Below are 26,041 nucleotides of genomic sequence, written 5' to 3'. Positions count from 1 at the left end.
CAAAGCTCAGCGAAGCGGTTCTGGCTAGGCGCTGCGTCGCAGGCAGTGCGAATAGCACGACAAGACGCAGCAACGACGCCAGAAGAGTTTTGCCAGGCGCTCTTACTTGCGGATGCGGGCGAGTTCGCTGTTGTAGAGCTTCACGATGGCCGGGTCGTAGGTGGCGGCGAACTTCTCGATCACGGGCTTGGCGATCTGCTGCATGCGGGCCAGCTCGGCCGGCGCGATCTCGTTGTAGGCCATGCCCTTGGCCTGCAGGTCGCCTACCGACTTCTGCGCGGCGGCACGGCTTACCTGCCGCTGGTAGCCGCGTGCCTCGTTGGCGGCGTCGTGCATCATCTTTTGCTCGGCGGGGGTCAGCTGGTCCCAGAACTTCTTGCTCACCAGCACGATGTTGGCGGCATACACGTGGTTGGTGGCGCTCACGTACTTCTGAACCTCGAACATCTTGTTCGACAGGATCACCGCATAGGGGTTCTCCTGGCCGTCCACCGCCTTGGCCTCCAGCGCGCCGTACAGCTCGGCAAACGGCATGGGCACCGGGTTGGCCTTGAAGGCCTTGAACGTGTCGAGGAACACCGGGTTGGGGATCACGCGCAGCTTCAGGCCGTCGAAATCATCGGCCTTGGTGATGGGGCGCTTGCTGTTGGTCACGTTGCGAAAGCCCAGGTCCCAGTAGCCCAGGGCCACCAGGCCTTTTTCGGGCAGCTTGGCGATCAGAGTCTGGCCCAGCGGGCCGTCCAGCAGCGCATCGGCCTGGGCGAAGTTGGCCACCGCGAACGGAAAGTCCACCAGCCCGAATTCCTTGACGATGCCGGCCAGCGACGTGGTGGCCGGGGCCGACATCTGCTGCACGCCGCCCTGCAGGGCCGACTGCTGCTGCAGCTCGTTGCCCAGCTGCGAGGCTGGGTATTCCTGCACCTTGAGCTTGCCGCCGCTCTTGGCCGCCAGCAGCTCGGCAAAACGCTTCACGCCAAAGCTCACCGGGTGGTCCGCATTGTTCAGGTGACCGAAGCGGATCACGCGCTCTTGCTGGGCCGCGGCCGGCAGGGCCAGCAACAGGGACAGGCCGGCGGTGGCCAGAAGGCAGGCAGTTTTCTTCACGGGGCATCTCCATCAAAAAAAAGGGCAAGGCTGCCAGGGCGCAACCGATGTCGCCGCCGCAGCGCTTGGGATGCATCGTAGAAAAAAGTGGAAAGTGTTTCCATAGTAGAAACCCTTTAACAAATTTTGGTACATTGCTGCCCAACCGGTGCCAGCGCCCCCAGCCTGCCCGTCCCCATTCGAAAGCCATTGCCATGAGCAGCATCCTCGAGCGCAGCTTCAAAGTCCTGGAACACCTCGCGCCCCACCCCGAAGGCAAGGCGCTGTCGAACCTCGCGTCCGAGCTGGACATGCCGCTGAGCGCCACGCACCGGCTGCTGGCCGAGCTGGTCCGCTGCGGCTATGTGCGCCAGGAGCACAACCAGGGCAACTACATGCTGACGATCAAGCTGGTGTCGCTGGGCCTGGGGTTCCTGAGCGCCAGCGGCATCGTGGACATCGCCCAGCCGCTGCTGGACCGGCTGGCCGCCGAATCGGGCGAGCTGGTGCGCCTGGCCGTGGTGGACGGCAGCGAGCTGACCTTCGTCGCCAAGGCGCAGGGCGCCGTGCGCGGCCTGCGCTACGACCCGGACATGGGCCTGTCGGTGAACCTGTCGTGCAGCTCGGCCGGCCATGCGTGGCTGTCCACCCTGAGCGATGAGGAAGCGCTGGCGCTGGTGTCCCAGCAGGGCTTTGGCAAGCCCGAGGACTACGGCCCCAACGCACCCACCACCGTGAAGGCCCTGCTGGCCTACCTGAAGGCGGCGCGCCAGCGCGGCTTCAGCATGATCGTGGAAGTGTTCGCGCCCGCCATGACCGCCATGGCCGCGCCCATCCGCAGCAGCCACAACGGCGCGGTGATCGGCGTGGTCACCATTGCAGGGCCGCTGGTGCGCCTGACCGAGGAGCGCATGCTGGCCCTGGGCCCTGCCCTGCTGGCCACCACCGAAGAGCTGGCGATGGCCAGCAGCGGATCGGCGATGCTCAGGAAACGCGGGTAGGTCCGTGGGGCTGTAACTGCAGGTGCAGCTGCAACTGCGACTACGGCTGAACCCGCGTCAGCCCCGGGGCGCAAACAGCGCCAGCGTGTCATGCGCAAACGCGCCCTCGATGTCGAGCATGCGCATCTTGGTGGCGGCGCCGCCTCCGGCCGAAAAGCCACCGGTCTTGCCATTCGCAGCCAGGATGCGGTGGCATGGCACCACAGGCGCAAACGGGTTGTGGCCCAGCGCCTGGCCCACGGCGCGCGCTGCACCGGGCTCACCCAGCGCGGCGGCCATCTCGCCGTAGGTCATGGTCTTGCCCGGCGGAATGCGGCGGGCCAGTGCGTACACGCGGGCGTTGAACGGCGGCACGCCCTCGGTGGCCAACGGCACGTCCAGCAGATCGTCGTGCACGCCCTCCAGCGCGGCCACCACGCGCGCGGCCCAGGCGGCCACGGCGGGCGGCATGGCGCATTCGGACAACTGCGGAAAGCGCCGCTGCATGCGGGCACGTGTCGCGGCTTCGCCCGCGTCTTCGGGCAATTGCACGCCCGCCAGCAGATCGCCCTGCCATGCGATGCCGCAGTGGCCGATGGCGGTGCCGAACAGCGCGAAACCGCCCACCGCATGCGGGGCGGCGTCGCCCGAATGGGTGAGGTGGGCGAGCGGGGCGCGCTGGGCGGTGGGGTCGTTGTCCGGCTTCACAGGAATTGCTATATCTTTAATAGCTGCTTGCGCTTGCTCAGCAAGCGGTAGAGGCCTATTTGACCTCAAACCCTGCCCTTTATCCTCAACCTTCGGCCCTGAGCGCTGCCCGCAGTTGCTCACCCACTTCGGGCTTGCCGGCAAACGGGTCGGTGGGGTTGCGGCCCAGCATGATGTCTTCCATGCGCGTCTGCACCGAAGCGATGGCCTTGGGGTGGCTGTAGATGTAGAACTGGCCCTGCGCCGCTGCGTCGAACACTTTCTGCGCGACTTCGGCCGCGGTCACCTTGCCGCTGCCCACGGCCTTGTCGCTCATGGCCTGGCCGATGAGCTGGCTCTTGGTGGGCTTGTCGGCCGGCATGTCGCCGGGCCGGTTGCGGTGGCTCTGGGCGATGCCGGTGGGCACGAAGAACGGGCACAGCACGCTGGCCTTGATCTGGTCCGTGACCAGCGACAGGTCCTGGTACAGCGTCTCCGACAGGCTCACCACCGCGTGCTTGCTCACGTTGTAGATGCCCATGTTGGGCGCATCCACCAGGCCCGCCATGCTGGCGGTGTTGACGATGTGGCCGCGCCAGGCGGGGTCTGCCTTGGCGGCCGCCAGCATCATCGGCGTGAACAGGCGCACGCCGTGCACCACGCCCCAGAGGTTCACGCCCAGCACCCATTCCCAGTCCTTGACCGAGTTCTCCCACACCAGGCCGCCCGCGCCCACGCCGGCGTTGTTGAACACCAGGTGCGGCGCGCCGAAGCGCTGCTGCACGTCCGCGGCCAGTTGCTCCATCTGCGCGGCGTTGGAGACGTCGACCTTGCGCGCCAGCACCTGCACGCCCGCCGCCTGCATCTCCGCCGTGGCGGCGTCGAGCGCGTCCTGCTGCACGTCCACCAACACCAGGTTCATGCCCAGGCGGGCGCCGATGCGCGCGCATTCGAGGCCGAAGCCCGAGCCTGCGCCAGTGAGTACGGCGGTCTTGCCGGCAAAGTTGTCGATCATGGTGGTGTCTCCTTGAAGTGGTGTGTGGTTTTGTGTGTGTTCAGCGCCAGGGCATGTATCGATGCATCCGTGCGGTCACCGAGTCATCCATCGCCCTGCCGTTCGCCCTGAGCTTGTCGAAGGGTGTCCGCGAGGGCTGCCCTGGCTTCGACAGGTTCAGCCCGAACGGGTGTGGGTGTGGGTGTGGGTGTGGTTGTGAGGTGGCGCGGCGCCGCCGTCAGGCCTTCGCAGCCCGCAGCACATACCCGATGCGCGGGAAGTGCACGTGCACGGTGCCCGCGCGCGGGTCGGTGCGGCGCAGGGTGTAGCGGGTGCGGGTGGCGGCGATCAGCTCGCCCTCGGTCGGCTCGGTGCCGAAGCTCTCGGCGGCGATGGCGACCTGCGAGCCCAGCGGGATGCCGTGCTCGTCCTGGAACACATCGTCCATCAGCGGCAGCGGCTCTGCGCCGGCCGCCACGGTGATGGCGTCTTCGGCCGCGAACTTCTCCATGCGCCCGTGGCCCAGCGCGGCCAGGCGGTCCATCCATTCGAGCACCGCGGGCGTGGCCGCAAAAATGTCGGCCATCACCGGCACGCACTGGCGGGTGAACCACAGCGGGTGGTAGGCAGCAAAGTCGGCAAGACACGGCTCGGCGCCGAACAAAAAGTCATGCTCCTCGGCCATGTGCGCGATGCGGCGCAAGTACGAGCGGTAGGCCGCCGTGGCGTCTGCGGGGCGCAGGCGCTGCATGCCCGCGCTCATCTCGCGGCGGTCTTCGCTGAAGGCCTGGGCCACGTTGGGCGGCAGGTTGGCGAACATGGCCGATGCGCCCTTGGGCTGCAGGTTGTAGGCCATGGCCGCCCAGAACAGGCTGCTGTCGGCCCACTGCGCAAACACCCGGGCCACGCCCTTGAGGTGCGGCGGGTACAGCACGGGCTCGGGCTGCTCGTGCTCCAGCACGTCGCAGATCAATGCGGAGTCGCAGTAGATGTCGGCACCGACCTGCAGGAACGGCGTCTTGCGGTAGCCGCCCGTGAGCGCCACCACATCGGGCTTGGGCGCGATGCTGGGGATGATCACGGACTTCCAGGCCAGCTTCTTGAAGCCCAGCACCAGGCGGATCTTTTCGGAAAACGGCGACGAGGGGTAGTGGTGCAGGATGAGATGGGACATGGGTTTCTCCGCAAAATTCTGTGGGGTGAATCAGATCGGAAGCGCGCGGGCCAAGATGGCGTCCAGGTCCACGCCCGCACCCAGCGTGCCGAAGCTGTAGCCCCAGTCGCCGGCGAGGCGTGAATCGCAGAAGGCACCGAACACGGCGCCGGGTGCACTGCGGTACAGCAGCGCGGCCTGCACGGCCAGGGCCACGTCCTGCGCCAGGCGGCGGGCCTCGGCCTCGGTGGTCATCGCGTCCACGCGCAGGGGCAGCGCGCTGGCCAGGCGGTCGAGCGCCGGGTGGGCGCCGCGCGCGGGGGCCAGTTCGTCGGCCAGGGCCGCGGCGGTGTCGGCGCGGCGCACGGCGCGCAGCAGGTCCAGCGCCATGATGTTGCCGGCGCCTTCCCAGATGGAGTTGAGCGGCATCTCGCGGTAGATGCGGGCCATGGTGCCTTCGCCGCCCTCTTCCACGTAGCCGTTGCCGCCCAGGCATTCCATGGCCTCCTGCGCAAACACGCTGCCGCGCTTGCACACCCAGAACTTGGCCACGGGCGTGAGCAGGCGGGCCATGACGGCCTCGTGCTCGCTGGTGGCCTTTTTGTCGAAGGCGCTGGCCAGGCGGATGGACAGTGCGGTGGCGGCCTCGCTCTCCAGCGCCAGGTCGGCCAGCACGTTGCGCATGAGGGGTTGCTCGATGAGCTTCTTGCCAAAGGCCGACCGCTGGCGCGTGTGGTGCAGCGCGATGGTCAGCGCCTGGCGCATGAGGCCGCTGGTGCCCAGGGCGCAGTCCAGCCGCGTCATGGTGCCCATCTCCAGGATCTGCGCCACGCCGCGGCCTTCGTCGCCCACGCGCCAGGCGTTCGCGTCGATGAATTCGACCTCGGAGCTGGCGTTGGCGTGGTTGCCCAACTTGTCCTTCAGGCGCTGGATGCGGATACTGTTGAGCACGCCGTTGCGGTCGTCCGGCAGCACGCGCGGCAGGAAGAAGCAGGTCAGCCCGCCGGGCGCCTGCGCCAACACCAGGAAGGCATCGCACATGGGCGCCGAGAAGAACCACTTGTGGCCCGTCAGGCGGTAGCGCGGGCCCCAGGCATCCTCGCCGTCGGCCACGGCCTGGGTGGTGTTGGCGCGCACGTCCGACCCGCCCTGCTTCTCGGTCATACCCATGCCCATGGTGAGCGCGGATTTTTGCGAGAACAAGGCCAGGCGCGGGTCGTATTGCGTGCTGGCCAGGCCCGCGCTCCAATCGGCCCACACGGCGGTGTTGCCGCGCAGTGCTGGCGTGACCGCATAGCTCATGGAGACCGGGCACAGCACCGAAGGCTCGGCCTCGGTGAACAGCATGAAGCCGGCGGCCCGCCCGGTGTGGGCGTACGCCGCTGCTGCACCCGTGCGCGACCAGGGCGTGGCGTGCAGGCCGTGTCGCAGCGCCGCGCCGATCAGCGCGTGGTAGCTGGGGTGGAACTCCACCACATCGGTGCGGTGGCCGAAGCGGTCATGGGTGTGCAGCTGCGGCTTGTGCGTGTTGGCCAGGCGCGCGTGGGTCTGCATTTCGGCCGAGCCCATCTCTGCGCCCAGGGCCGTGAGGCCGGCCAGCGGCAGCGCGGGGCTGTGCAGGCGCAGCGCATCCTGCAGCGGCTGGTTGGTGGTGAACAGGTTCACATCCGCCCAGGGCGTGCTCTGGTTGAACACGTCGTGGGTACGGACCAGGCCGGCGGCAGGTGCGGTTGTCGTCATGACGGGCTCCGCAGCATTTCGACGTGGGGGATGTCGTCTTCGAGGTACTCGTCCGACACCGTGACAAAACCCAGGCTGCCGTAGAAGCGCTGCAGGTGCGCCTGGGCGCTGATGCGAATGCCGTGGCCCGGCCACGCCGCGGTGCAGCGGGCGATGCCCTCCTGCATGAGCGCCCGGCCCGTGCCGTTGCCGCGCGCCTCCTTGGCGGTGACCACGCGGCCGATGGATGGCTCGGCGTAGTTCACACCCGGGTCTGCCACGCGCAGGCAGGCCTGCAGCACGCCAGCGTCGTCGTAGCCCAGCAGGTGGTGCGACTTCTTGTCGGCGCCGTCCGGGTCCTGGTAGGGGCCCTGCTCCAGGATGAACACCTTGCAGCGCAGGGCCAGCGCGTCGTGCAGCGCGTGCACGCCCAGGTCGTCGAAGCGGGCCCAGGTCCAGCGCAGGTGGGGCGACGGGTTGCTGGTTTCCATCATGCCCATGCTCAGATCAATTTCACGAGCTGCTTGCCGAAGTTCTTGCCCTTGAGCAGGCCCAGGAACGCTTCGGGTGCGGCGGCAATGCCGTCCGCCACGGTCTCGCGCGGGCGCAGCTTGCCGGTGCCGACCAGCGTGCCCAGCTCTTTCAGGGCCTCGGGCCAGACTTCCATGTGCTCGCTCACGATGAAGCCTTCGACCTTCATGCGGTTGATGAGCATGAGCGCAGGGTTGGCCATGGGCAGCGGCGCGCCGTCGTAGCCGGCGATCATCCCGCACAGGGCGATGCGGCTGAAGGCGTTCATGCGCAGCATCACCGCGTCCATGATCCATCCGCCCACGTTCTCGAAATAGCCGTCGATGCCGTTCGGGCAGGCTTCCTTGAGCGCCTTGGACATGGCCTTGACGTCGCTGTGCTGCTTGTAGTCGATGCAGGCGTCGAAGCCCAGTTCCTCTACGGCGTACTTGCATTTTTCAGCACCACCGGCAATGCCTACCGCGCGGCAGCCGCGCGCCTTGGCCAGCGCGGCAAACGCGCTGCCCACGGCGCCGGTGGCGGCGCTCACCACCACGGTGTCGCCTTCCTTGGGGGCGATGATCTTGACCAGGCCATACCAGGCCGTCACGCCGGGCATGCCCACCGCGCCCAGGTAGTGCGACAGCGGCACGTGGGCCGTGTCCACCTTGCGCAGCGCGCCGGGGGCGTTGGCGTCGACCACGCTGTATTCCTGCCAGCCGCCCATGCCCACCACCTTGTCGCCCACGGCGTACTTGGGGTGGCGGCTCTCGGCCACCTCGCCCACGGTGCCGCCGATCATGACCTCGCCCAGGCCCTGCGACGCGGCGTAGCTCTTGCTCTCGTTCATGCGGCCGCGCATGTACGGGTCCAGGCTCAGGTAGTGGTGGCGCACCAGCACCTGGCCGTCCTGCAGCGCAGGCGTGTCCGTGGCGACCAGCTTGAAGTTGCTGGCCACGGCCTCGCCCTGGGGACGGTTGTCGAGAACGATTTGCTGATTGCGTGGCATGGGGAGCTCCTTGAACGTTTGCTACTATTTTTATAGCTGCCAGCGCTTATCTATCAAGCGGTAGCGGCCATTTTTACTTGAATTTCGGGCGGACTCAGTCGGTGGAAATCACCTTGAGGCCATTGACGCTGCGGCCGTCCACCGGCAGGCGCTTGACGTACTTGAAGGTGCCGGTGGCGTGGCTGCAGATCTTGCCTTGCGCGTCGTACACCGTGCCTTCGGTGAATGCCATGGTGGCCGTGCGGTGGATGAGCCGCCCCTTGGCCACCAGCGGGCCGCGGGAGGGCTGCATGAAGCTGGTCTTCATCTCGATGGTGACCACGCCCATGTCGGGGGTCTCGCTGCGCGCGGCCGTGGCCATGGTCACGTCCAGCAGCGTCATCGACGCGCCGCCGTGGGTCACGTCGAATGAGTTCAGGTGCTCGGGCTTGGCTTCGTAGCGCAGCTCGGATTCGCCCTTCTCCATGCGGTGCAGGGTGAAGCCGAGGTGGCTGACAAAGGGAATCTCGACACCAAATTTCAGCACAGGTAACTCCAGTTTTTGTAGGGAGGCAAAAGCATACGCCTTCGCACTGCCTCGGCGGCACAACCACGGGCATGGCGAGGGCATCGGGTGCACTGCCCACACTGCCCAAACTCCCCGCTCCGCCTGCTCCGCCTGCTCCGGCCTGCACGCCGGGCGGGCGTGCAGCCGGGGCCATCAGCCTCCAGTGACGATGCTCACACCGCCGTCCACTGCCAGCCACTGGCCGGTGATGTGCTTGCCCGCATCCGACGCATACAGCGCGCACAGGCCCTTCAGGTCCTCGTCGTCGCCCAGGCGGCCCAGCGGCGCGTGCGCGGCCAGGGCTTCCTCACCCATGGCCTTCAGGGTGCCCACCGTCATCTTGCTCGGGAAGAAGCCCGGGCAGATGGCGTTGACGCGGATGTTGTACTTGCCCCATTCAGCCGCCAGCGCGCGGGTGAAGTTGATCACCGCGCCCTTGGACGTGTTGTAAGCGATGGTGTTCATGCCCTTGGGATTGCCGCCCAGGCCCGCGATGGACGCCACGTTGATGATGCTGCCACTGCGGCGCGCGATCATGCTGTGCTTGGCGATGTGCTGGCTCAGGATGAAATAGCCGCGCACGTTCAGGTTCATCACCTTGTCCCAGGCGTCCACGGGGTGGTCTTCGGCCGGGGCGCCCCAGGCGGCGCCGGCGTTGTTCACCAGGATGTCCACGTGGCCCAGGCGCTCCAGGGTTTCGTCGGCCAGGCGGCGGATGTCGGCTTCGTTGGAGCAGTCCGCGGCGATCCAGCGCGCGTCGATGCCGGCGGCCTGCAGGTCGGCGGTGGCTTCTTCCAGGTCGGACGCCTTGCGCGAGCTGAGCACGATCTTGGCGCCCGCCTCGCCCAGCGAATGGGCCAGTTGCAGGCCCAGGCCGCGCGAGCCTCCGGTCACGAGGGCGGTCTTGCCGGTCAGGTCGAACAGTTGCTGGATGGTGCGGGTCATGAAGTGTGTCTCCTTGGGTTTGTGGGTCTGCAGTCAGGGTGCGAACGGCCCGCCCTGCGGGCGTGCGGCCATCCGGCACATGAAATCAAGTCACGCAATGATTGTGCGATGCAACGCGGAGGTGCCATGTCGCGGGAGTGTCGCGGATGGGGCCACGGCATGCAGAGGGCGCTGACCGCGTCATGGCGCAGCATCTGCCCGCAGCCGCGAGCGCACGCCGATCAGCACCAGCCCCACCACGGCAGCCACCCCGCCGACGGCGATGAGGGTCCAGCCCAGCGCATCGTCCGTGCGCGCCGTGGCGATGCCCAGCACCAGCACCAGCAAGCCGCCGTAGATCAGCGCCCAGATGAGCTGGTGCAGGCGCTGCAGTGCGCGTGGTGTGGCCATGGTCAGAACGCCTCTTCAGGAAAGCTGGCGCACGTCGCATCGCGGGTGCTCACCACCTGCAGCCACGCGCCGATCTTGGGCAGCTCGTAGTGGAAGAAATAGCGCATGGCGCCCATGCGGCCCACGCTGGCGGGCTGTGCCAGCACGGCGTCGTCGGCCAGCGTCGCCAGCGCCAGGTCCAGCCAGACCCAGGCCAGCACCGTGTGGCCGAAGGCCTGCATGTACGGCACGGCATTGGCCAACGCATCGGCCGGCTGGCCCGTGGCCCACGCGGCCTTGGTGGCGGCGCCGATCTGCTGCAGGGCGGCGCCCAGCGCGTTGGCATGCGCGGCCAGCGCGGGCACCTGGATCGCCCGCTCGATGGTGGCGTTGATGCGCCCGGCCAGCAGCGTGAGGCCGCGCCCGCCTTCCATCAGCACCTTGCGGCCCAGCAGGTCCATGGCCTGGATGCCGTGCGTGCCCTCGTGGATCATGTTCAGGCGGTTGTCGCGCCAGTACTGCTCCACCGGAAAGTCGCGCGTGTAGCCGTAGCCGCCGTGGATCTGGATGGCCAGCGAGTTGGCCTCCAGGCAGAACTCGCTGGGCCAGCTCTTGGCGATGGGGGTGAGCACTTCGAGCAGCAGGCGGGCCTCGTCGGCCGCGGCGGCGTCGCCCGTGTGCTGCTCGTCCACCAGACGGGCGCAGAACAGGTTGAGCGCCAGCGCGCCTTCGCCATACGCCTTCTGGGCCAGCAGCATGCGCTTGACGTCGGCGTGTTCGATGATGCGCACCTGCGGCTGCGCGGCGTCCTTGACCACGGCGGCGGGGGCACCGCCTGCCGCGTCCTTGGCGCCCTGCACCGGGCGGCCCTGCGGGCGGTTCCTGGCGTAGTCCAGGCTGGCGTAGTAGCCCGCCAGGCCCAGCATGGTGGCCGCCATGCCGATGCCGATGCGCGCCTCGTTCATCATGTGGAACATGCAGTGCAGGCCCTTGCCCGGCTGCCCCACCAGGTAGCCCACGGCGCCGGCCTGCCCGCCCACCGGGAACTTGCCCTCGCCGAAATTGAGCAGCGTGTTGGTGGTGCCGCGCCAGCCCAGCTTGTGGTTCAGGCCCGCCAGCGCCACGTCGTTGCGTTCGCCGGTCAGCTGGCCCTCTACATCGACCATCTTCTTGGGCACGATGAACAGCGAAATGCCGCGCGTGCCGGGCACGAGCTTGCCGTCCGGCCCCGGGATCTTGGCCAGCACCAGGTGCACGATGTTCTCGGTGAGCTCGTGGTCGCCCGAGCTGATCCACATCTTGTTGCCCGTGAGGCGATAGCGCGCGCCCAGCGGGTCGGCTTCGAAGTCGCTGCCATCGGGCACGGCGCGCGTGGCCACGTCCGACAGCGACGAGCCCGCCTGCGGCTCGGACAGGCACATGGTGCCCGACCAGCGGCCGTTGAACTCGTTGAGTGCGAAGACTTCTTTCTGCAGCGCCGTGCCGTGCGCCATCAGCAGGTTGGCGTTGCCCGAGGTCAGAAGGTTGGAGCCGATGCTGATCGACGCCACCGCAAAGAAGCTGTTGGCCGCCGCCTCTACCGTGTAAGGCAGCTGCATGCCGCCGATGTCATAGTCCTGCGCGGCCGACAGCAGGCCCGATTCGGCGTAGGCCTTGCGGGCCTCGTACGTCGCCCGGGGCAGGATGACCTTCTCGCCGTCGAAGTGCGGCTCCTCGATGTCCACCGTGCGGTTGTGCGGCGCGTACTTCTCGCGCGCGATGCGCTCGCAGGTGTCCAGTACCGCGTCGAAGGTTTCGCGCGAATGGTCAGCGAAACGGCCGCGGGCCGAGAGGCTCTCGGCCTCCAGCCAGTCGTACAGCAAAAAGTCGAGCGTGGAACGCAGGGTCATGAGGTCTCCTTGAATGCTGCATGCCCTGCCCCCTCGCCGGCGCGAGGATCAGCGGGCGGGCAGCGCGATGTTCTTGAAACACCAGTACTCCATGTCCGAATCGGGCTTGGGCTGGCAGCTGGCCTCTCCGAGCTGCAGGCGCGTGGCACCTGCCGGGAGCGGCGGGAAAGTGATCTTCAGAAACTTGGTGCGGCCAGGCTTGACCGTGTCCATCTTCACGTTGCACAGCGTAAGGCCGCTGATCGCACGCTGCGGCAGCACCGCACCGCTGTCCAGGTCCTTGAGCGTGAAGGCATCGGGCGAGCCCGTGGGCTGCGCGCAGGCTTCGAAGGCCTCGTCGGTGCTGTTCTTCACCACCAGGGTGACGCGGGTCTGCTTGGCGTCGAGCACGATCTCCTGCAGCACCACGTCGGCGTCGGCCTCCAGCGGCTGCTGGAGCTTGAAGCTCTGTGCGTGGGCACCGCAGGCCACGGCCAGCGCGGAGAGTGCGGTGAGAAATCGAAGTGAAGTTGTGCGACGCATGGGAAAACCGGTGAAAGGAAGAAAACGAAGAAAGGCGGAGACGGCCCGGCACCCTGGGGCGCCAGCAACCGCGGCGGATTCTGCCGCGCGCCGGTGCCGCCGCTGGGGTTTGCGCGCCCCCACAAGGCAACAATTTGTAGCGCCTTCTTCTCAACCCCCTGTCACTGCATCCATGGCCCTGCCGCATTCAGAGACCCGCCACCCGCACGCGCTCGGCGGCCATGTATGCAAGCCCCTTATACAGACCGGCCTTGGGCAAGGCCGGCCCGGTGCGCATGCCGGCAGAGCGCCGGAACGCTATCGGTCAGAACACCTCGAAGACGCCGGCAGCACCCATGCCGCCGCCGATGCACATGGTCACGCACACCTTCTTGGCGCCGCGGCGCTTGCCTTCGATGAGCGCGTGGCCCGTGAGGCGCTGGCCCGACACTCCGTAGGGGTGGCCCACGGCGATCGCGCCGCCGTTCACATTCAGGCGGTCGGCCGGGATGCCCAGCTTGTCGCGGCAGTACAGCACCTGCACGGCGAAAGCCTCGTTCAGCTCCCACAGGTCGATGTCCTGCACGGTGAGGCCCAGCTTCTTGAGCACCTTGGGCACGGCGAACACCGGGCCGATGCCCATTTCGTCGGGCTCGCAGCCGGCCACGGCAAAGCCTAGGAAGCGGCCCAGGGGCTTGAGGCCCTTCTTGCTGGCGTACTCTTCACTGGTCACCACGCAGGCGCCTGCGCCGTCGGAGAACTGGCTGGCATTGCCGGCCGAGATCACGCCCCCGGGCAGCGCGGGGCGGATGCCACTGATGCCTTCCTTGGTCGTGCCTTCGCGCGTGCCCTCGTCCTTGCTCACTGTGACCTGCTTGGTGATCAGGCCCAGCGTCTTGTCGGCAATGCCGGCGGTGACGGTGATGGGCGCGATCTCGGCATCGAACAGGCCGGCGGCCTGGGCTGCGCAGGCCTTTTGCTGGCTGGCGGCACCGTATTCGTCCATCGCATCGCGGCCGATGTTGTAGCGCTTGGCCACCTGTTCGGCGGTCTGCAGCATGCTCCAGTAGATCTCGGGCTTTTGCTTGGCCAGGGCCAGGTCCTGGATCATGTGCAGGTTCATCTCCTGCTGCACGCAGGAGATGCTTTCCACACCGCCCGCCACGTACACGTCGGCTTCGCCGGCGATGATGCGCTGGGCCGCGGTGGCGATGGTCTGCAGGCCCGACGAGCAAAAGCGGTTGATCGTCATGCCCGACGCCGTGATGGGCAGGCCGGCCTTGAGCGCGATCTGGCGCGCGATGTTGCTGCCCGTGGCGCCTTCCGGCGTGGCGCAGCCCATGATGACGTCGTCGACATCGGCGCCGTCGATGCCTGCGCGCTGTACGGCATGCTGCACGGCGTGGCCGCCCAGCGTGGCGCCATGGGTCATGTTGAAGGAGCCCTTCCAGCTCTTGGCGAGCGGCGTGCGGGCGGTGGAGACAATCACTGCGGAGGTCATGGGAAATCCTTTAATCGGTGAACGGTGGCGCGGGCTTATTGGAAGGCCTTGCCTTCGGCGGCCAGCTTGGCCAGCAGCGGAGCGGGCTTCCAGGCGTTGGCGTCGTCCATGGGGTTCTGGGCAAAGCGGTTCATCGCCTGCACCACGTTGAACAGGCCCACTTCGCTGGCATAGTGCATCGGGCCGCCGCGGTGGATGGGGAAGCCGTAGCCGGTCAGGTACACCATGTCGATGTCGCCGGACTTGCTGGCAATGCCCTCTTCCAGGATGTGCGCGCCTTCGTTCACCAGGGCGAACACCAGGCGCTGCACGATTTCCTCGTCGGAGATCTTGCGGGGCGCCGTGCCCAGGGTCTTGCGGTGCTCTTCGATCATCTTGTTCACCACATCGCTCGGGATCGCATCGCGCTTACCGGCCTGGTAGTCGTACCAGCCTGCGCCGGTCTTCTGGCCGAAGCGGCCCAGCTCGCACAGCAGGTCTGCGGTCTTGCTGTACTTCATGTCGGGCTTTTCGCTGTAGCGGCGCTTGCGGATCGCCCAGCCGATGTCGTTGCCGGCCAGGTCGCCCATGCGGAACGGGCCCATGGCAAAGCCGAACTTCTCGATGGCCTTGTCCACCTGCTGGGGCGTGGCGCCTTCGTCCAGCAGGAAGCCGGCCTGCTGGCTGTAGCGCTCGATCATGCGGTTGCCGATGAAGCCGTCGCACACGCCCGAGACCACGGCGGTCTTCTTGATCTTCTTGGCCACGGCCATCACGGTGGCCAGCACGTCCTTGGCGGTGGCCTTGCCACGCACCACTTCCAGCAGCTTCATGACGTTGGCAGGGCTGAAGAAGTGCATGCCCACCACGTCCTGCGGGCGCTGGGTGAAGTTGGCGATCTGGTCCACGTCCAGCGTGGAGGTGTTGGACGCCAGGATGGCGCCGGGCTTGGCCACGGCGTCCAGCTGCTTGAACACGGCTTCCTTCACGCCCATCTCTTCGAACACGGCTTCGATGATCAGGTCGCAGTCCTTGAGCTCGTCGTAGCTGAGCGTGGTGGACAGCAGCGCCATGCGCTGGGCGTACTTGTCTTCCTTGAGCTTGCCCTTCTTGACCTGCGCTTCGTAGTTCTTCTTGATGGTGCCGATGCCGCGGTCCAGGGCCTCCTGCTTCATCTCCAGCATCTTGACGGGGATGCCGGCGTTCAGGAAGTTCATGGCGATGCCGCCGCCCATGGTGCCCGCACCGATCACGCCCACCAGCTTGATGTCGCGCTTGGGGGTGTCCGACGGCACGTCAGGGATCTTGCTCGCGGCACGCTCTGCCATGAACAGATGGCGCAGGGCGCGGGACTCGGGGGTCCACATCAGGTTGATGAAGATCTCGCGCTCGACCAGCATGCCTTCGGCGAACTTCTTCTTGGTGGCCGCTTCGACCGCATCCACGCACTTGGCAGGCGCGGGGAAGTTCTTGGCCATGCCCTTGACCATGTTGCGCGCGAACTGGAAGTACGCGTCGCCTTCAGGGTGCTTGCAGGGGAAATTGCGCACCAGGGGCAGCGGGCGCGCATCGGCCACGCTCTGGGCGAACGCCAGGGCTTCTTCGGCCAGCGACTCGGGCGATGCGGCCAGCTTGTCGAACAGCTTCTGGCCGGGCACGCCGGCGATCAGTTCGCTCTTGACGGGCTCGCCGCTCACGATCAGGTTGAGCGCGGCTTCGACGCCGATCACGCGCGGCAGGCGCTGCGTGCCGCCCGCGCCGGGGATCAGGCCCAGCTTGACTTCGGGCAGCGCAATCGAGCAGCCAGGTGCGGCAATGCGGTAGTGGCAGCCCAGCGCCAGCTCCAGGCCGCCGCCCATGGCGACGGTGTGCATGGCGGCCACGACCGGCTTGGCCGAGTTTTCTACGGCGAGGATCACCGACAGCAGGTTGGGCTCCTGCAGCGACTTGTCGGTGCCGAATTCCTTGATGTCCGCACCGCCCGAGAAGGCGCCGCCGGCGCCGGTGATGACGATGGATGTGACCGCTGCATCGGCATTGGCACGGGCCAGGCCGTCCACGATACCTTGGCGGGTGGCCAGGCCCAGCCCGTTGACGGGAGGGTTTGCCAGCGTGATCACGGCAACGGAGCCGTGGACTTTGTATTCAGCGGTCATGGTGCTGTTGTTCCTTGGAGAGTGAAAAAGAACGATCGTGCGTTTTTATTGTAGGGGCTTCGAAACGGTTTGGCGTGTCAATTTGTCCCGGGCGGGACAAGGGGGTTTCAGATATCCCCTGACGAGTAGATTCATGCTGGCAAAAAAAGAGGCGCCACTGAAGACCGGGCGCCTCTGTGGATCGCGGGTTAGCGGCACGCATTCCAGTGCGTCCGCCGTGCCCCGGATCTTTGCAACTGGCGCGCCCCGAGGCCAGCGCAGCCAAGCAAGGGCCGCCCCGCAGCGAGGGCTGCGTCCCCCTTCCCGAATCGCGCAGCGATTCGAGAGAAGGGGCTGAGTGCCGCGGCTCCAAGCCTGCCTGCGCAGGATTGGACGGCACGAAGGGCTGCCGTCTCTGGCGGCTGCACCGGGGCGCGCAGCGCCTCAGGGGGATCGCTCTGCTAAACCTCCAGCCATTCCTTGCGGATGTAGTTGTCGGCCCGCAAGCTGTCCGGCGTGCCTTGGAACACGATGGAGCCGTGTCCCATCACCAGCGCGCGGTCCGAGATCTTCATCGCGATGGTGAGCTTCTGCTCGATGAGCAGCACCGAAATCCCGCGCGCCTTGATGGTCTGCAGGTACTGCCCCACCAGCTCGACGATCTTGGGCGCCAGGCCTTCGGTGGGCTCGTCGATGATGATGAGGTCCGGGTCGCCCATCAGCGTGCGGCACAGCGTGAGCATCTGCTGCTCGCCGCCGGACATCACGCCCGCCTCGGTGTGCTGGCGCTCCTTGAGGCGCGGGAACATTTCGTACATGTCGTCGAACGACCAGCGGCTGCCCTTGCCGTTGCCCTTTTGGCCCAGCAGCAGGTTCTGGTGCACCGTGAGGTTGGGAAACACGTCGCGGCTCTCGGGCACATAGCCCAGGCCCAGGTGGGCGATCTCGTAGGCCTTCTTGCCGTTCAGGGCCTGGCCCTTCCATTCGAGCGTGCCCTCCCAGTCCACCAGGCCCATGATGGCCTTGGCGGTGGTCGAGCGGCCCGAGCCGTTGCGCCCGAGCAGCGCCACGATCTCGCCGGGCTGGACGTCGAAGCTCACACCATGCAGCACATGGCTCTTGCCGTAGTAGGCGTGGAGGTTGTCAATTTTCAGCATAGTCAGTCAGTGTCCCGCGCCTTGCTCATCGGCCACGACGGAGCCCAGGTAGGCCTCTTGCACGCGCGCATTGGCGCGCACCTTGTCGGGGGTGTCGAAGGCGATCACCTCGCCATAGACCACCACCGCGATCTTGTCGGCCAGGCCGAACACCACACCCATGTCGTGCTCCACGGTCAGCAGGGTGCGGCCTTCGGTCACTTCCTTGATGAGGTGGATGAAGCGTGTGGTCTCGCTCTTGCTCATGCCGGCCGTGGGCTCGTCCAGCAGGATCACGTTGGCGCCACCCGCGATGGTGATGCCGATCTCCAGCGCCCGCTGCTCGGCGTAGGTGAGGTTCATGGCCAGGGTGTCGCGCTTCTTGTCGAGCTTGATCATCTCCATGAGCTCTTTGGCGCGCTGGTTGGCGTCGTGCAGGTTCGACAAGAAGCGCAGGAACGTGTACTTGTAGCCCATGCTCCACAGCACGCCGCAGCGCAGGTTCTCGAACACGCTCAGCTTGGGGAAGATGTTGGTGATCTGAAAGCTGCGCGACAGGCCCTTGCGGTTGATCTCGTACGGCGCCAGGCCGTTGATGCGCTGGCCGTTCAGGATCACGTCGCCGCTGGTGGGCGCAAAGCGCCCGCTGATCAGGTTGAACAGCGTGGACTTGCCAGCGCCGTTCGGCCCGATGATGGCCACGCGCTCGCCAGGAGCCACGACCAGGTTGGCGCCACGGATGATTTCGGTCTTGCCAAAGCTCTTGCGCAGGTCGCGCAGTTCCAGGGCGTAGGCAGGGGTTGCGTTGTCAGCGGCCATGTTCACAGCGCCTCCGTACGCTTGATGTGGTGTTCGATTTCTTCCTGGATCGTGCCCCACTGGCGCAGGAACTGGCGACGGCACAGCTCGAACAGCCCGAAGCCCGTGACCATCACGAAGATGGCGCCGAACCAGCTGGCAAAGCCCTTGGCGTTGAGCGTGGCGCCCAGGAAGGTCAGCTCCGGCCCGAGTGCCGCGTTCAGTTGCAGGTGGTAAGTCATCTCGATCATGCAGGCCGCCCCCAGCACGCCCACCAGCGCGGTGCCGGCCAGCGCCAGGTACGAAGTGCCCAACTGGCGCAGCTTGCCGTACTTGGCCAGGCGCAGGTTCATCATGATCAGGCTGGCGATGCCGCCGGGCGCATACATCACCATGAACAGGAACACGAGGCCCAGGTACAGCAGCCAGGCCTTGGACAGCTCGGACAGCAGCACCGAGGCCAGCACCAGCAGCACCGCACCGATGATGGGCCCGAAGAAGAACGTGGCCCCGCCCAGGAAGGTGAACAGCAGGTAGCCGCCCGAGCGGATCACGCTCAGGCTGTCGGCGCCGGTGATGATCTCGAAGTTGATGGTGGCCAGGCCCCCGCCGATGCCCGCGAAGAAGCCCGCGATGATGAACGCGAAGTAGCGCACGCGCTGCGTGTTGTAGCCGATGAACTCCACGCGCTCTGGGTTGTCGCGCACCGCATTCAGGATGCGGCCGAGCGGCGTGCCGGTGAAGGCGAACATCGCCGCGGTGCACACGAAGCAGTAGGCCGCGATCAGGTAGTACACCTGCATGCCCGAGCCGAAGTTCAGGCCGAAGAAGGCCTTGCCGTACGTGCGGTCGGTGGTGATGCCGCCTTCGCCGCCGAAGAACTCGGGGAACATCAGCGCCATGGACGCCACCAGCTCGCCGATACCGAGCGTGATCATGGCGAACGTGGTGCCCGACTTCTTGGTGGTGACGAAGCCCAGGATGATGGCGAAGAACGCGCCGGCCAGGCCGCCCACCAGCGGGATGAGCACCAGCGGAATGTTGACCGTGCCCTTGGTGGCCATGTTCATCGCGTGGATGGCGATGAACGAGCCGAGCCCGGTGTAGACCGCATGCCCGAAACTCAGCATGCCGCCCTGCCCCAGCAGGATGTTGTACGACAGGCAGATGATGATCAGGTAGCCGATCTGCGACAGCATCGTCAGCGCCAGGCTGCTGCGAAACAGCATAGGCGCGACGATGAGCATGGCGGCGAACAGCGTCCAGATGACGAATCGGCCCACGTTCCAGGGCTTGAACCGGTAGTAAGAGCTGGCGCCGGAGCCAGTGGTGGTAAGTGTCGAATTGGAATTCATGGCTTCAGTCCTCCCGCGTGCCCAGCAGGCCCTTGGGCCTGAAGATCAGGATCAGCACGAGGAACAGGTACGGCAGGATGGGCGCCACCTGCGAGATGGTGAGCTTGAGCAGCGGGTAGCCGAAGGTCTGGTCGGTGACGGCCACGCCCACCGCCTTGAACACATGGATGAGCGAGTAGTCGAGCGCCACGGCAAAGGTCTGCACCAGCCCGATGAGCAGCGACGCGAGGAAGGCCCCCGCCAGCGAGCCCATGCCGCCCACCACCACCACCACGAAGATGATGGAGCCCACCGACGCCGCCATGGCGGGCTCGGTGACGTAGGTGTTGCCGCCGATCACCCCCGCCAGGCCCGCCAGGGCCGCGCCGCCGCCGAACACGAGCATGAACACGCGCGGCACGTTGTGGCCCAGCGCCTCCACCATGTGCGGGTACTTGAGCGCCGCCTGGATCACCAGGCCAATGCGCGTGCGGGTGAGCAGCAGCCACACCGACACCAGCATCAGCAGCGCGACCAGCATCACGAACGAGCGCGACTTGGGGAACTGCGTGCCGTACAGCGAAAACAGGGGGCCCTGCAGTTGCGTGGGCAGGCCGTAGGGCACCGTCGAGCGGCCCCACACGAGCTGCACCACTTCCAGAATGAGGTACGAGAGCCCGAACGTGACGAGCAGCTCCGGCACGTGGCCGAACTTGTGCACGCGGCGCAGGCAATAGCGCTCGAACGCGGCACCCAGTGCAAACACCACCAGCGGCGCAATCACGAGCGCCGGCCAGAAGCCCACCAGTCCGGAGATGGTGAACGCGAAATAGGCTCCCAGCATGTAGAAGCTGGTGTGCGCAAAATTGAGCACACCCATCATGCTGAAGATCAGCGTGAGGCCCGAACTGAGCATGAACAGCAGGAGCCCGTAGCTCACGCCGTTCAGCAGCGAGATCACGAAAAACTCAGTATTCATTGGAATTTTTCACTGCAGGGGTAAAAAAAGAGGCCCGAGTGGCTCGGGCCTCGAAGCGATTGCGCAGGGTTTACGGACGCTTCATCTGGCACGAGGAGGGCGTGCTGGCCACATAGGGCTCGTAGTACTTCACGGGCACGAAGGTGTAGCCGGTGTTCTCCGAATCGAGCGGGTACTTGCCGCCGGCCTTCTCCCACTTGGAGATGAACAGGCCCTGCTGCAGCTGGTGGTCCGTCTTGCGCATCTCGACCTCGCCGTTGAAGCTCTTGAACTTCATGCCTTCGAACACCGCGGCCACCTTGACGGGGTCGGTGGACTTGGCCTTGGCAAAGCCCTCGGACAGCATGGTGAAGGCGTGGTAGACCGCACCGGTGTACATGTCGTCGTTGAACTTCTTCTTGTAGTCCACCACGATCTTGTTGATCTCGCCGGGCAGGTTCATGTGGGCGTAGGCCACCATGTACACACGGCCTGCGGCGGCCGAGCCCATGGCCGTGGGGCTGCCGGTGACCGAGCCGTAGTAGGTGTAGAAGTTGACGTTGTTCAGGCCCGCGTCGTTGGCGGCCTTGATGAGCAGCGCCAGGTCGGAACCCCAGTTGCCGGTGATCACGCTGTCGGCGCCCGACTGCTTGATCTTGGCGATGTAGGGCGCGAAGTCGCGCACCTGGGCCAGCGGGTGCAGGTCGTCGCCGACGAACTGCACGTCAGGGCGCTTGCGGCCCATCATTTCCTTGGCGTACTTGGCGACCTGGTGGCCGTGCGCGTAGTTCTGGTTGATCAGGTAGACCTTCTTGACCTCGGGCATGTCCTTCATGTACGTGGTCAGGGCTTCCATCTTCATGGAGGTGTCCGCGTCCAGGCGGAAGTGCCAGTAACTGCACTTGCTGTTGGTGAGGTCGGGGTCCACCGCGGCGTAGTTCAGGAAGAGGACTTCCTTGCCGGGGTTGCGGGCGTTGTGCTTTTCCAGCGCGTCCATGATGGCCAGGGCCGGGCCGGAGCCGTTGCCCTGCACCACGTACCGTGCGCCCTGGTCCATGGCCGAGCGCAGCGCGCTGGTGGTCTCTTGCGGGCTGAGCTTGTTGTCGATGCCGATGATCTCGTACTTGACCCCTGCGGCGTTCTTCTTGTTGAACTCTTCAGCGATGAACTGGAAGCTCTTGAGCTGGTTGGTTCCCACGGCCGCCATCAGGCCGGAAAGCGGGTCGAGCCAGGCGATCTTGACGGTCTCGCCCTTTTGAGCGAACGCCCCGCCAGCAATTGCCAGGATTACCGAGGCTGCTACAGCCTTAATAGCGAACTTCATGGTCTTGTCTCCTTGTAAATATATAAAACGCAGCGTACCGCGTTGCAACAAAGCGATGCTCAGGGATTGCCCCTACCAGCGTCGCACACGCGACTGGCCCCGCGCTCCCCCGAGCGCGGGGCCCGTCTTCATCACAGGCCCGGAAGCTTGTAATCCTTCAATTGCTCGCGCAATCGGGTCTTGAGCATCTTGCCGGTGGCGCCCAGCGGAATGGCCTCGACGAACACGACGTCATCGGGGATCTGCCACTTGGCGGTCTTGCCCTCGTAGAAGGCGAGCAGCTCTTCGCGGGTGACCTCGGTGCCGGGCCGCTTGACCACCGCGACGATGGGGCGCTCGTCCCACTTGGGGTGCGGCATGCCCACGCAGGCAGCCATGGCAATTGAAGGGTGCGCCATCGCGATGTTCTCGATGTCGATGGAGCTGATCCACTCGCCGCCGGACTTGATCACGTCCTTGCTGCGGTCGGTGATCTGCATGAAGCCGTCGGCGTCGATGGTGGCCACGTCACCCGTGGGGAACCAGCCGCGGCCCTGTGCGTCCTTGACGAGCGGGTTGCCGCCCTCGCCCTTGAAGTAGCTGTCCACGATCCACGGGCCCTTGACCAGCAGGTCGCCGTAGGTCTTGCCGTCCCACGGCAGTTCCGCCCCGTCGCCGCCCACGATCTTCATGTCCACGCCGTAGATCGCGCGGCCCTGCTTTTGCAGGACCTTCATCTGCTCGTCCTTGGAGAGCGCCAGGTGCTTGTTCTTCAGGGTGCACAGCGTGCCCAGCGGGCTCATCTCGGTCATGCCCCAGGCGTGCAGCACCTCGACGCCGTAGTCTTCCTTGAACGCATGGATCATGGCGGGCGGGCAGGCCGAGCCGCCGATGACGGTGCGGCGCAGCGTGGAGAACTTGAGGCCCGCGGGCTTCATGTGGCCGAGCATCATCTGCCACACGGTGGGCACGCCCGCGGCGTAGGTCACCTTCTCGGCTTCGATGAGTTCGTAGATGGACTTGCCGTCCATGGCCGGGCCCGGGAACACCAGCTTGCAGCCCGTGAGCGCGGCCGAGTACGGAATGCCCCAGGCGTTGACGTGGAACATGGGCACCACCGGCAGCACCGAGTCGCGAGCCGACAGGCACATCACGTCGGGCAGCGCCGCGGCGTAGGCGTGCAGCGTGGTGGAGCGGTGGCTGTACAGCGCGGCCTTGGGGTTGCCCGTGGTGCCGCTCGTGTAGCACATGCTGGACGCGGAGTTCTCGTCGAACTCGGGCCAGGCGTAGTCGGGCGCATAGGCGCCGATCCACTCTTCGTAGCTGGCCAGTCCTGGCACGCCGGAGTCTGCCGGCAGCTTGTCCGCATCGCACAGCGCTACCCACTTCTTCACCGTGGGGCACTTGGCGTGCACGGCCTGCACCAGGGGCAGGAAGGTCAGGTCAAAGCACAGCACCTGGTCTTCGGCGTGGTTGACGATCCAGGCGATCTGGTCGGGGTGCAGGCGCGGGTTGACGGTGTGCAGCACGCGGCCCGAGCCGGAGACGCCGAAGTACATCTCCATGTGGCGGTAGCCGTTCCAGGCCAGCGTGGCCACGCGGTCGCTGAACTGCAGCTTCAGGGCATCCAGCGCATGGGCCAGGCGGCGCGCACGCGCCCCGAGGTCTCGGTACGTGTAGCGGTGGATGTCGCCCTCGACCCGGCGCGAGACGATTTCAGCGTCGCCATGGTGGCGCTCGGCGAACTCGATCAGCGACGAAATCAAGAGCGGTTGGCTCTGCATCAGACCCAGCATGGGGGCTCCTTGGATGTGGTGGTGAATGGAAAGATCATCGTAGCGCGGTGCGGGCCTTCGGACGTGTCACGCTGGTGGTGAAAACCCGCAGCCCGCGGCGCGCATTCCATCGGGGCAAGGGCAGTGTGCGCCGCAGGCGCGGGCTTGCCAACACCTGTCGCCCCGTTGACAAACGCACAGGGAATACCCTCATGGCTTCTGAACCCGGGACAATGCGGCGCATGCTCTGCTTTGCGCCCACCGCCCAGCGTTTCATCGAAGCCCAGCCCTGGTTCGCCAGCGTGCCCGCAGCCCTGCAGGAGCGGCTGCGGGCCGAGGTGTTCTCCATCCAGGGCGACAAGGGCGCGGTGATGATGCCCGCCGGCAGCGCCGTGCAGGGCTGGTACGCCGTGCTGTCGGGCCTGGTGATGCTGCAAAGCCCTGCCAGCAAGGGCCGCTCGTCGGCGTTCATCGGCGTGCCCGACGGCGAGTGGTTCGGCGAAGGCTCGGCCATGAAGCCCGAGCCGCGCAAGTACAACGTGGTCGCACTGCGTCCCACCACCTTGCTGTGCCTGCCACTGCCGCTGTTCAACGCGCTGCGCGAGACGCACCTGGGCTTCAACCAGTTCCTGGTGCTGCACCTGAACATGCGCCTGGGCCAGGCCATGACCATCATCGAGGCGGGCCGCACGCAGTCCACCGAGCACCGCGTGGCGCTGTACCTGAGCCGGCTGTTCTGGCGCAGCACGCGCCGGCTCAACCTCACGCAGGACGAGCTGGGCCAGTTGGTCGGCCTGTCGCGCCAGACGGTGAACCGCGTGCTGCAAACGCTGGAAGGGCTGGGCATCGTGTCTCTGGACTTCGGCAAGGTCGCCATCGTGGATGACGACGCACTGAGTGCATACCTTGCCGCCACCGTGGCATCCTGAACGGACATGGGCTTGGACATCACCGGGCAGGCTGACTGAACACGCTTACTGAACGCTGAGGCGCGCAGCCTTCTGGTCCGCGTCGAAGATGAACCTGCGCGGCCAGGCCTGCCACTCCTGCCCCAGGCCGGCGTGGTTGGGGTTGCCGGTGTGCACGAAGGCGCGCACGCTGTCCATCATCACGCCCGACAGGGCCAGGCGTCCCGGCTGGTTGGCGGTGCTGTTGGCGGCCTTGGCCAGCAATGAAGGGCCGAAGTTGCCGAACACGAACGGCAGATCGAAGCCGTGGGCTGCGCCGTACACATCGTTCCAGGGCGCGGGCTGCTGGGCCCAGTTGAACTGGTAGCTCCAGACGTTGGCCTGCTGGGTGCGCAGCGTGTTGAGCAGGTTGTCGCGGCTCGGGTCGATGAAAGCGGCGCCCAGAAGCTTCATACGGGCGTTGTAGCCGGTGACCGGCGCGGTGACGGGCAGGTACGACGCGTCGATGACGTCGGCCGCGGTGAGCGCGGTGGGCGCATCGGGGTTGAAGCTTTGCGTCATCGCAAAGCGCTCGGCGTCGCTGATCTTCATGCCGGGCTTGCCGCCCAGCAGTGCGAGGAAGGGCGCGAAGAGCTTGGCCTCGTCCAGCGTGTAACCCGACAGCACCGGCACCTTGTGGTAGCGCCCTGCCCCGATGGCGGCGATCGGGTCGACCGGAATCACCACGCCATCCGGGATGGGCCCCGAGCCCGTAAGGCCGCCTTTGAGCACGGTCTGCAGCAGCACGCGGCCGTCCTTGCCGCGCAGGTAGCTGGCGGTGTGTGCGGGCGTCCAGCCGGACACCAGCGCAGCCGCCGCGGCGGCGTCGGGCGCCAGCCCGTCGGCCACGGCCAGGGCCGCCAGCAATGCCCCCGCCTGCGCCGCGTATTTGCTGGCCGGGTTGAGCGTCGGGATGGTGCCTGCGGGCAGGTTGGTGGGCAGCGAGATGCCGGCGCTGACCGGCAGTGCCTTGTGGAACAAACCTGCGGCTGGCGGTGCGGTCAGCAGAGCCAGCACATTGGTGGCACCCGCCGACTGCCCCATCAGCGTGACGTTGCCCGCGTTGCCGCCAAAGCGGCCGATGTTGTCCTGGATGAAGCGCAGCGCCTGGATGTTGTCCAGCAGCGCGTAGTTGCCGCTGTACGCCTGGCTGCCGGTGTGCAGCGCGGGCAACTGAAAGAAGCCCATCACATCGAGCCGGTAGTTGGCCGTTACGACCACCGCGTTGGCCTTGCGCGCCAGCGCCGCGCCGTCGTACACCGGGTCGGCCGTGTAGCCCGATATGCCGCTGCCGCCGTGCAGGAACAGCAGCACGGGCAGGTTGTTGTCTCCGTTGGCCGGGCGCCAGATGTTCAGGGTCAGGCAGTCTTCGTTGCCCACGGGGGTGCCCAGAGTCTGGCCGATGGTGTCGTCAAAGCGGTTGTTGGCGCCGGGGCCGTACAGGCGCCCCATCTGCAGGCAGGCGCTGCCAAACCGCGTGGCATCGCGCTCGCCCGTCCAGGCTGCGGGCTCTGCGGGCGGTTGCCAGCGCAGGTCGCCCACGGGGGGCTTGGCAAACGGCAGGCCCTTCCAGGCGTAGGTGCCGGTGGTGGCGCTGTCGTCGGTGCCGCGCACCGCGCCGTAGCGGGTCTCGCGCAGCTCGGGTGGCGTGCCGCTGGAGCCGCCGCAGGCCGTACCCATCAATGCTGCCAGCACGGCGGCGCCAAAGCGCACGCGGCGTTGAAAATCAGCCATGTCTTGTCTCCTTGGGGGTTTTCAGGAATGGGTCGGGCCTCTCTGAAGCGTCACA

The 26,041-nt window shown here is 66.5% G+C and carries 23 protein-coding genes; 2 read left to right on the top strand and 21 right to left on the bottom strand.

Annotated features, from left to right (window positions below):
- Window positions 1–102 precede the first annotated feature (102 nt).
- On the bottom strand, window positions 103–1,104 hold the full coding sequence (locus tag ASG27_RS19195; RefSeq protein ID WP_056419485.1) for a TRAP transporter substrate-binding protein: 1,002 nt from the start codon (window positions 1,102–1,104) through the stop codon (window positions 103–105).
- Between the two features lie 194 nt (window positions 1,105–1,298).
- On the opposite strand from ASG27_RS19195, the gene ASG27_RS19190 reads away from it, so the two are divergent.
- Window positions 1,299–2,084, top strand: a complete 786-nt coding sequence (locus ASG27_RS19190; RefSeq protein WP_056165436.1) for an IclR family transcriptional regulator — start codon at window positions 1,299–1,301, stop codon at window positions 2,082–2,084.
- 57 nt (window positions 2,085–2,141) lie between these two features.
- Here ASG27_RS19190 and ASG27_RS19185 read toward each other — a convergent pair whose 3' ends face one another.
- From ASG27_RS19185 to ASG27_RS19095, 19 genes are all read right to left on the bottom strand, one after another.
- The gene (locus ASG27_RS19185) at window positions 2,142–2,690 is read right to left on the bottom strand and encodes a methylated-DNA--[protein]-cysteine S-methyltransferase (RefSeq protein ID WP_056419897.1); all 549 of its coding nucleotides are present in this window, start codon (window positions 2,688–2,690) and stop codon (window positions 2,142–2,144) included.
- Window positions 2,691–2,856: 166 nt separating this feature from the next.
- On the bottom strand, window positions 2,857–3,765 hold the full coding sequence (locus ASG27_RS19180; protein WP_056419481.1) for an SDR family oxidoreductase: 909 nt from the start codon (window positions 3,763–3,765) through the stop codon (window positions 2,857–2,859).
- A 217-nt stretch (window positions 3,766–3,982) separates the two neighbouring features.
- The gene (locus ASG27_RS19175) at window positions 3,983–4,918 is read right to left on the bottom strand and encodes a glutathione S-transferase family protein (RefSeq protein ID WP_056419477.1); all 936 of its coding nucleotides are present in this window, start codon (window positions 4,916–4,918) and stop codon (window positions 3,983–3,985) included.
- A gap of 30 nt (window positions 4,919–4,948) precedes the next feature.
- Window positions 4,949–6,637: an acyl-CoA dehydrogenase family protein gene (locus tag ASG27_RS19170; protein WP_056419474.1), complete on the bottom strand. Its 1,689-nt coding sequence runs from the start codon at window positions 6,635–6,637 to the stop codon at window positions 4,949–4,951.
- Window positions 6,634–7,107: a GNAT family N-acetyltransferase gene (locus ASG27_RS19165; protein ID WP_056419896.1), complete on the bottom strand. Its 474-nt coding sequence runs from the start codon at window positions 7,105–7,107 to the stop codon at window positions 6,634–6,636. The genes ASG27_RS19170 and ASG27_RS19165 overlap by 4 nt, the downstream gene beginning before the upstream one ends.
- 11 nt (window positions 7,108–7,118) lie before the next feature.
- A complete protein-coding gene (locus ASG27_RS19160) occupies window positions 7,119–8,135 on the bottom strand; it encodes an NADP-dependent oxidoreductase (protein WP_056419471.1) in 1,017 nt (338 codons plus the stop codon).
- 94 nt (window positions 8,136–8,229) lie between these two features.
- Window positions 8,230–8,661: a PaaI family thioesterase gene (locus ASG27_RS19155; RefSeq protein ID WP_082493236.1), complete on the bottom strand. Its 432-nt coding sequence runs from the start codon at window positions 8,659–8,661 to the stop codon at window positions 8,230–8,232.
- Between the two features lie 174 nt (window positions 8,662–8,835).
- Window positions 8,836–9,627: an SDR family oxidoreductase gene (locus ASG27_RS19150; protein ID WP_056165426.1), complete on the bottom strand. Its 792-nt coding sequence runs from the start codon at window positions 9,625–9,627 to the stop codon at window positions 8,836–8,838.
- Window positions 9,628–9,807: 180 nt separating this feature from the next.
- On the bottom strand, window positions 9,808–10,017 hold the full coding sequence (locus ASG27_RS19145) for a hypothetical protein (RefSeq protein WP_056419469.1): 210 nt from the start codon (window positions 10,015–10,017) through the stop codon (window positions 9,808–9,810).
- A 2-nt stretch (window positions 10,018–10,019) separates the two neighbouring features.
- Window positions 10,020–11,885, bottom strand: coding sequence for an acyl-CoA dehydrogenase (locus tag ASG27_RS19140; RefSeq protein WP_056419466.1), 1,866 nt, complete (start codon window positions 11,883–11,885; stop codon window positions 10,020–10,022).
- Between the two features lie 48 nt (window positions 11,886–11,933).
- Window positions 11,934–12,407 carry a hypothetical protein gene (locus ASG27_RS19135; RefSeq protein WP_056419463.1) on the bottom strand — a complete coding sequence of 158 codons (474 nt, stop codon included), beginning with the start codon at window positions 12,405–12,407 and terminating at the stop codon, window positions 11,934–11,936.
- 304 nt (window positions 12,408–12,711) lie between these two features.
- Window positions 12,712–13,887: an acetyl-CoA C-acyltransferase gene (locus ASG27_RS19130; RefSeq protein ID WP_056165419.1), complete on the bottom strand. Its 1,176-nt coding sequence runs from the start codon at window positions 13,885–13,887 to the stop codon at window positions 12,712–12,714.
- Window positions 13,888–13,922: 35 nt separating this feature from the next.
- A complete protein-coding gene (locus ASG27_RS19125) occupies window positions 13,923–16,022 on the bottom strand; it encodes a 3-hydroxyacyl-CoA dehydrogenase NAD-binding domain-containing protein (protein ID WP_056419460.1) in 2,100 nt (699 codons plus the stop codon).
- A 440-nt stretch (window positions 16,023–16,462) separates the two neighbouring features.
- Window positions 16,463–17,158 carry an ABC transporter ATP-binding protein gene (locus tag ASG27_RS19120; protein WP_056419458.1) on the bottom strand — a complete coding sequence of 232 codons (696 nt, stop codon included), beginning with the start codon at window positions 17,156–17,158 and terminating at the stop codon, window positions 16,463–16,465.
- Window positions 17,159–17,164: 6 nt separating this feature from the next.
- Window positions 17,165–17,956 carry an ABC transporter ATP-binding protein gene (locus tag ASG27_RS19115; protein WP_056165414.1) on the bottom strand — a complete coding sequence of 264 codons (792 nt, stop codon included), beginning with the start codon at window positions 17,954–17,956 and terminating at the stop codon, window positions 17,165–17,167.
- A gap of 2 nt (window positions 17,957–17,958) precedes the next feature.
- Entirely contained in the window at window positions 17,959–19,290 is a 1,332-nt protein-coding gene (locus ASG27_RS19110) for a branched-chain amino acid ABC transporter permease (protein WP_056419455.1), read from the bottom strand.
- 4 nt (window positions 19,291–19,294) lie between these two features.
- A complete protein-coding gene (locus ASG27_RS19105) occupies window positions 19,295–20,248 on the bottom strand; it encodes a branched-chain amino acid ABC transporter permease (RefSeq protein WP_056165411.1) in 954 nt (317 codons plus the stop codon).
- Window positions 20,249–20,318: 70 nt separating this feature from the next.
- Window positions 20,319–21,551: a branched-chain amino acid ABC transporter substrate-binding protein gene (locus ASG27_RS19100; protein ID WP_056419453.1), complete on the bottom strand. Its 1,233-nt coding sequence runs from the start codon at window positions 21,549–21,551 to the stop codon at window positions 20,319–20,321.
- A 131-nt stretch (window positions 21,552–21,682) separates the two neighbouring features.
- The gene (locus tag ASG27_RS19095) at window positions 21,683–23,326 is read right to left on the bottom strand and encodes a 3-(methylthio)propionyl-CoA ligase (RefSeq protein ID WP_056419451.1); all 1,644 of its coding nucleotides are present in this window, start codon (window positions 23,324–23,326) and stop codon (window positions 21,683–21,685) included.
- A 221-nt stretch (window positions 23,327–23,547) separates the two neighbouring features.
- On the opposite strand from ASG27_RS19095, the gene ASG27_RS19090 reads away from it, so the two are divergent.
- Window positions 23,548–24,234 (top strand): Crp/Fnr family transcriptional regulator, encoded by a 687-nt coding sequence (locus ASG27_RS19090; RefSeq protein WP_056419892.1) that lies wholly within the window; start codon window positions 23,548–23,550, stop codon window positions 24,232–24,234.
- A gap of 45 nt (window positions 24,235–24,279) precedes the next feature.
- On the opposite strand, the gene ASG27_RS19085 is transcribed toward ASG27_RS19090, so the two are convergent.
- Window positions 24,280–25,986 carry a carboxylesterase/lipase family protein gene (locus tag ASG27_RS19085; protein ID WP_056419447.1) on the bottom strand — a complete coding sequence of 569 codons (1,707 nt, stop codon included), beginning with the start codon at window positions 25,984–25,986 and terminating at the stop codon, window positions 24,280–24,282.
- Window positions 25,987–26,041 lie beyond the last annotated feature (55 nt).

The organism is Acidovorax sp. Leaf191 (assembly GCF_001424425.1).
Lineage (GTDB): Bacteria > Pseudomonadota > Gammaproteobacteria > Burkholderiales > Burkholderiaceae_C > Acidovorax.
The sequence above is the reverse complement of the archived record's forward strand: the minus strand, read 5'-3'. Positions and strand labels throughout refer to the sequence as shown.

What these genes read in the sequence shown, in the direction of transcription:
- ASG27_RS19190 (WP_056165436.1), top strand. Translation starts at nt 1,299, where the DNA reads ATGAGCAGCATCCTCGAGCGCAGCTTCAAAGTCCTGGAACACCTCGCG.
- ASG27_RS19170 (WP_056419474.1), bottom strand. Translation starts at nt 6,637, where the DNA reads ATGACGACAACCGCACCTGCCGCCGGCCTGGTCCGTACCCACGACGTG.
- ASG27_RS19145 (WP_056419469.1), bottom strand. Translation starts at nt 10,017, where the DNA reads ATGGCCACACCACGCGCACTGCAGCGCCTGCACCAGCTCATCTGGGCG.
- ASG27_RS19105 (WP_056165411.1), bottom strand. Translation starts at nt 20,248, where the DNA reads ATGAATACTGAGTTTTTCGTGATCTCGCTGCTGAACGGCGTGAGCTAC.
- ASG27_RS19100 (WP_056419453.1), bottom strand. Translation starts at nt 21,551, where the DNA reads ATGAAGTTCGCTATTAAGGCTGTAGCAGCCTCGGTAATCCTGGCAATT.
- ASG27_RS19125 (WP_056419460.1), bottom strand. Translation starts at nt 16,022, where the DNA reads ATGACCGCTGAATACAAAGTCCACGGCTCCGTTGCCGTGATCACGCTG.
- ASG27_RS19120 (WP_056419458.1), bottom strand. Translation starts at nt 17,158, where the DNA reads ATGCTGAAAATTGACAACCTCCACGCCTACTACGGCAAGAGCCATGTG.
- ASG27_RS19090 (WP_056419892.1), top strand. Translation starts at nt 23,548, where the DNA reads ATGCTCTGCTTTGCGCCCACCGCCCAGCGTTTCATCGAAGCCCAGCCC.
- ASG27_RS19135 (WP_056419463.1), bottom strand. Translation starts at nt 12,407, where the DNA reads ATGCGTCGCACAACTTCACTTCGATTTCTCACCGCACTCTCCGCGCTG.
- ASG27_RS19140 (WP_056419466.1), bottom strand. Translation starts at nt 11,885, where the DNA reads ATGACCCTGCGTTCCACGCTCGACTTTTTGCTGTACGACTGGCTGGAG.
- ASG27_RS19165 (WP_056419896.1), bottom strand. Translation starts at nt 7,107, where the DNA reads ATGGAAACCAGCAACCCGTCGCCCCACCTGCGCTGGACCTGGGCCCGC.
- ASG27_RS19180 (WP_056419481.1), bottom strand. Translation starts at nt 3,765, where the DNA reads ATGATCGACAACTTTGCCGGCAAGACCGCCGTACTCACTGGCGCAGGC.
- ASG27_RS19160 (WP_056419471.1), bottom strand. Translation starts at nt 8,135, where the DNA reads ATGCCACGCAATCAGCAAATCGTTCTCGACAACCGTCCCCAGGGCGAG.
- ASG27_RS19150 (WP_056165426.1), bottom strand. Translation starts at nt 9,627, where the DNA reads ATGACCCGCACCATCCAGCAACTGTTCGACCTGACCGGCAAGACCGCC.
- ASG27_RS19130 (WP_056165419.1), bottom strand. Translation starts at nt 13,887, where the DNA reads ATGACCTCCGCAGTGATTGTCTCCACCGCCCGCACGCCGCTCGCCAAG.
- ASG27_RS19095 (WP_056419451.1), bottom strand. Translation starts at nt 23,326, where the DNA reads ATGCTGGGTCTGATGCAGAGCCAACCGCTCTTGATTTCGTCGCTGATC.
- ASG27_RS19085 (WP_056419447.1), bottom strand. Translation starts at nt 25,986, where the DNA reads ATGGCTGATTTTCAACGCCGCGTGCGCTTTGGCGCCGCCGTGCTGGCA.
- ASG27_RS19175 (WP_056419477.1), bottom strand. Translation starts at nt 4,918, where the DNA reads ATGTCCCATCTCATCCTGCACCACTACCCCTCGTCGCCGTTTTCCGAA.
- ASG27_RS19115 (WP_056165414.1), bottom strand. Translation starts at nt 17,956, where the DNA reads ATGGCCGCTGACAACGCAACCCCTGCCTACGCCCTGGAACTGCGCGAC.
- ASG27_RS19110 (WP_056419455.1), bottom strand. Translation starts at nt 19,290, where the DNA reads ATGAATTCCAATTCGACACTTACCACCACTGGCTCCGGCGCCAGCTCT.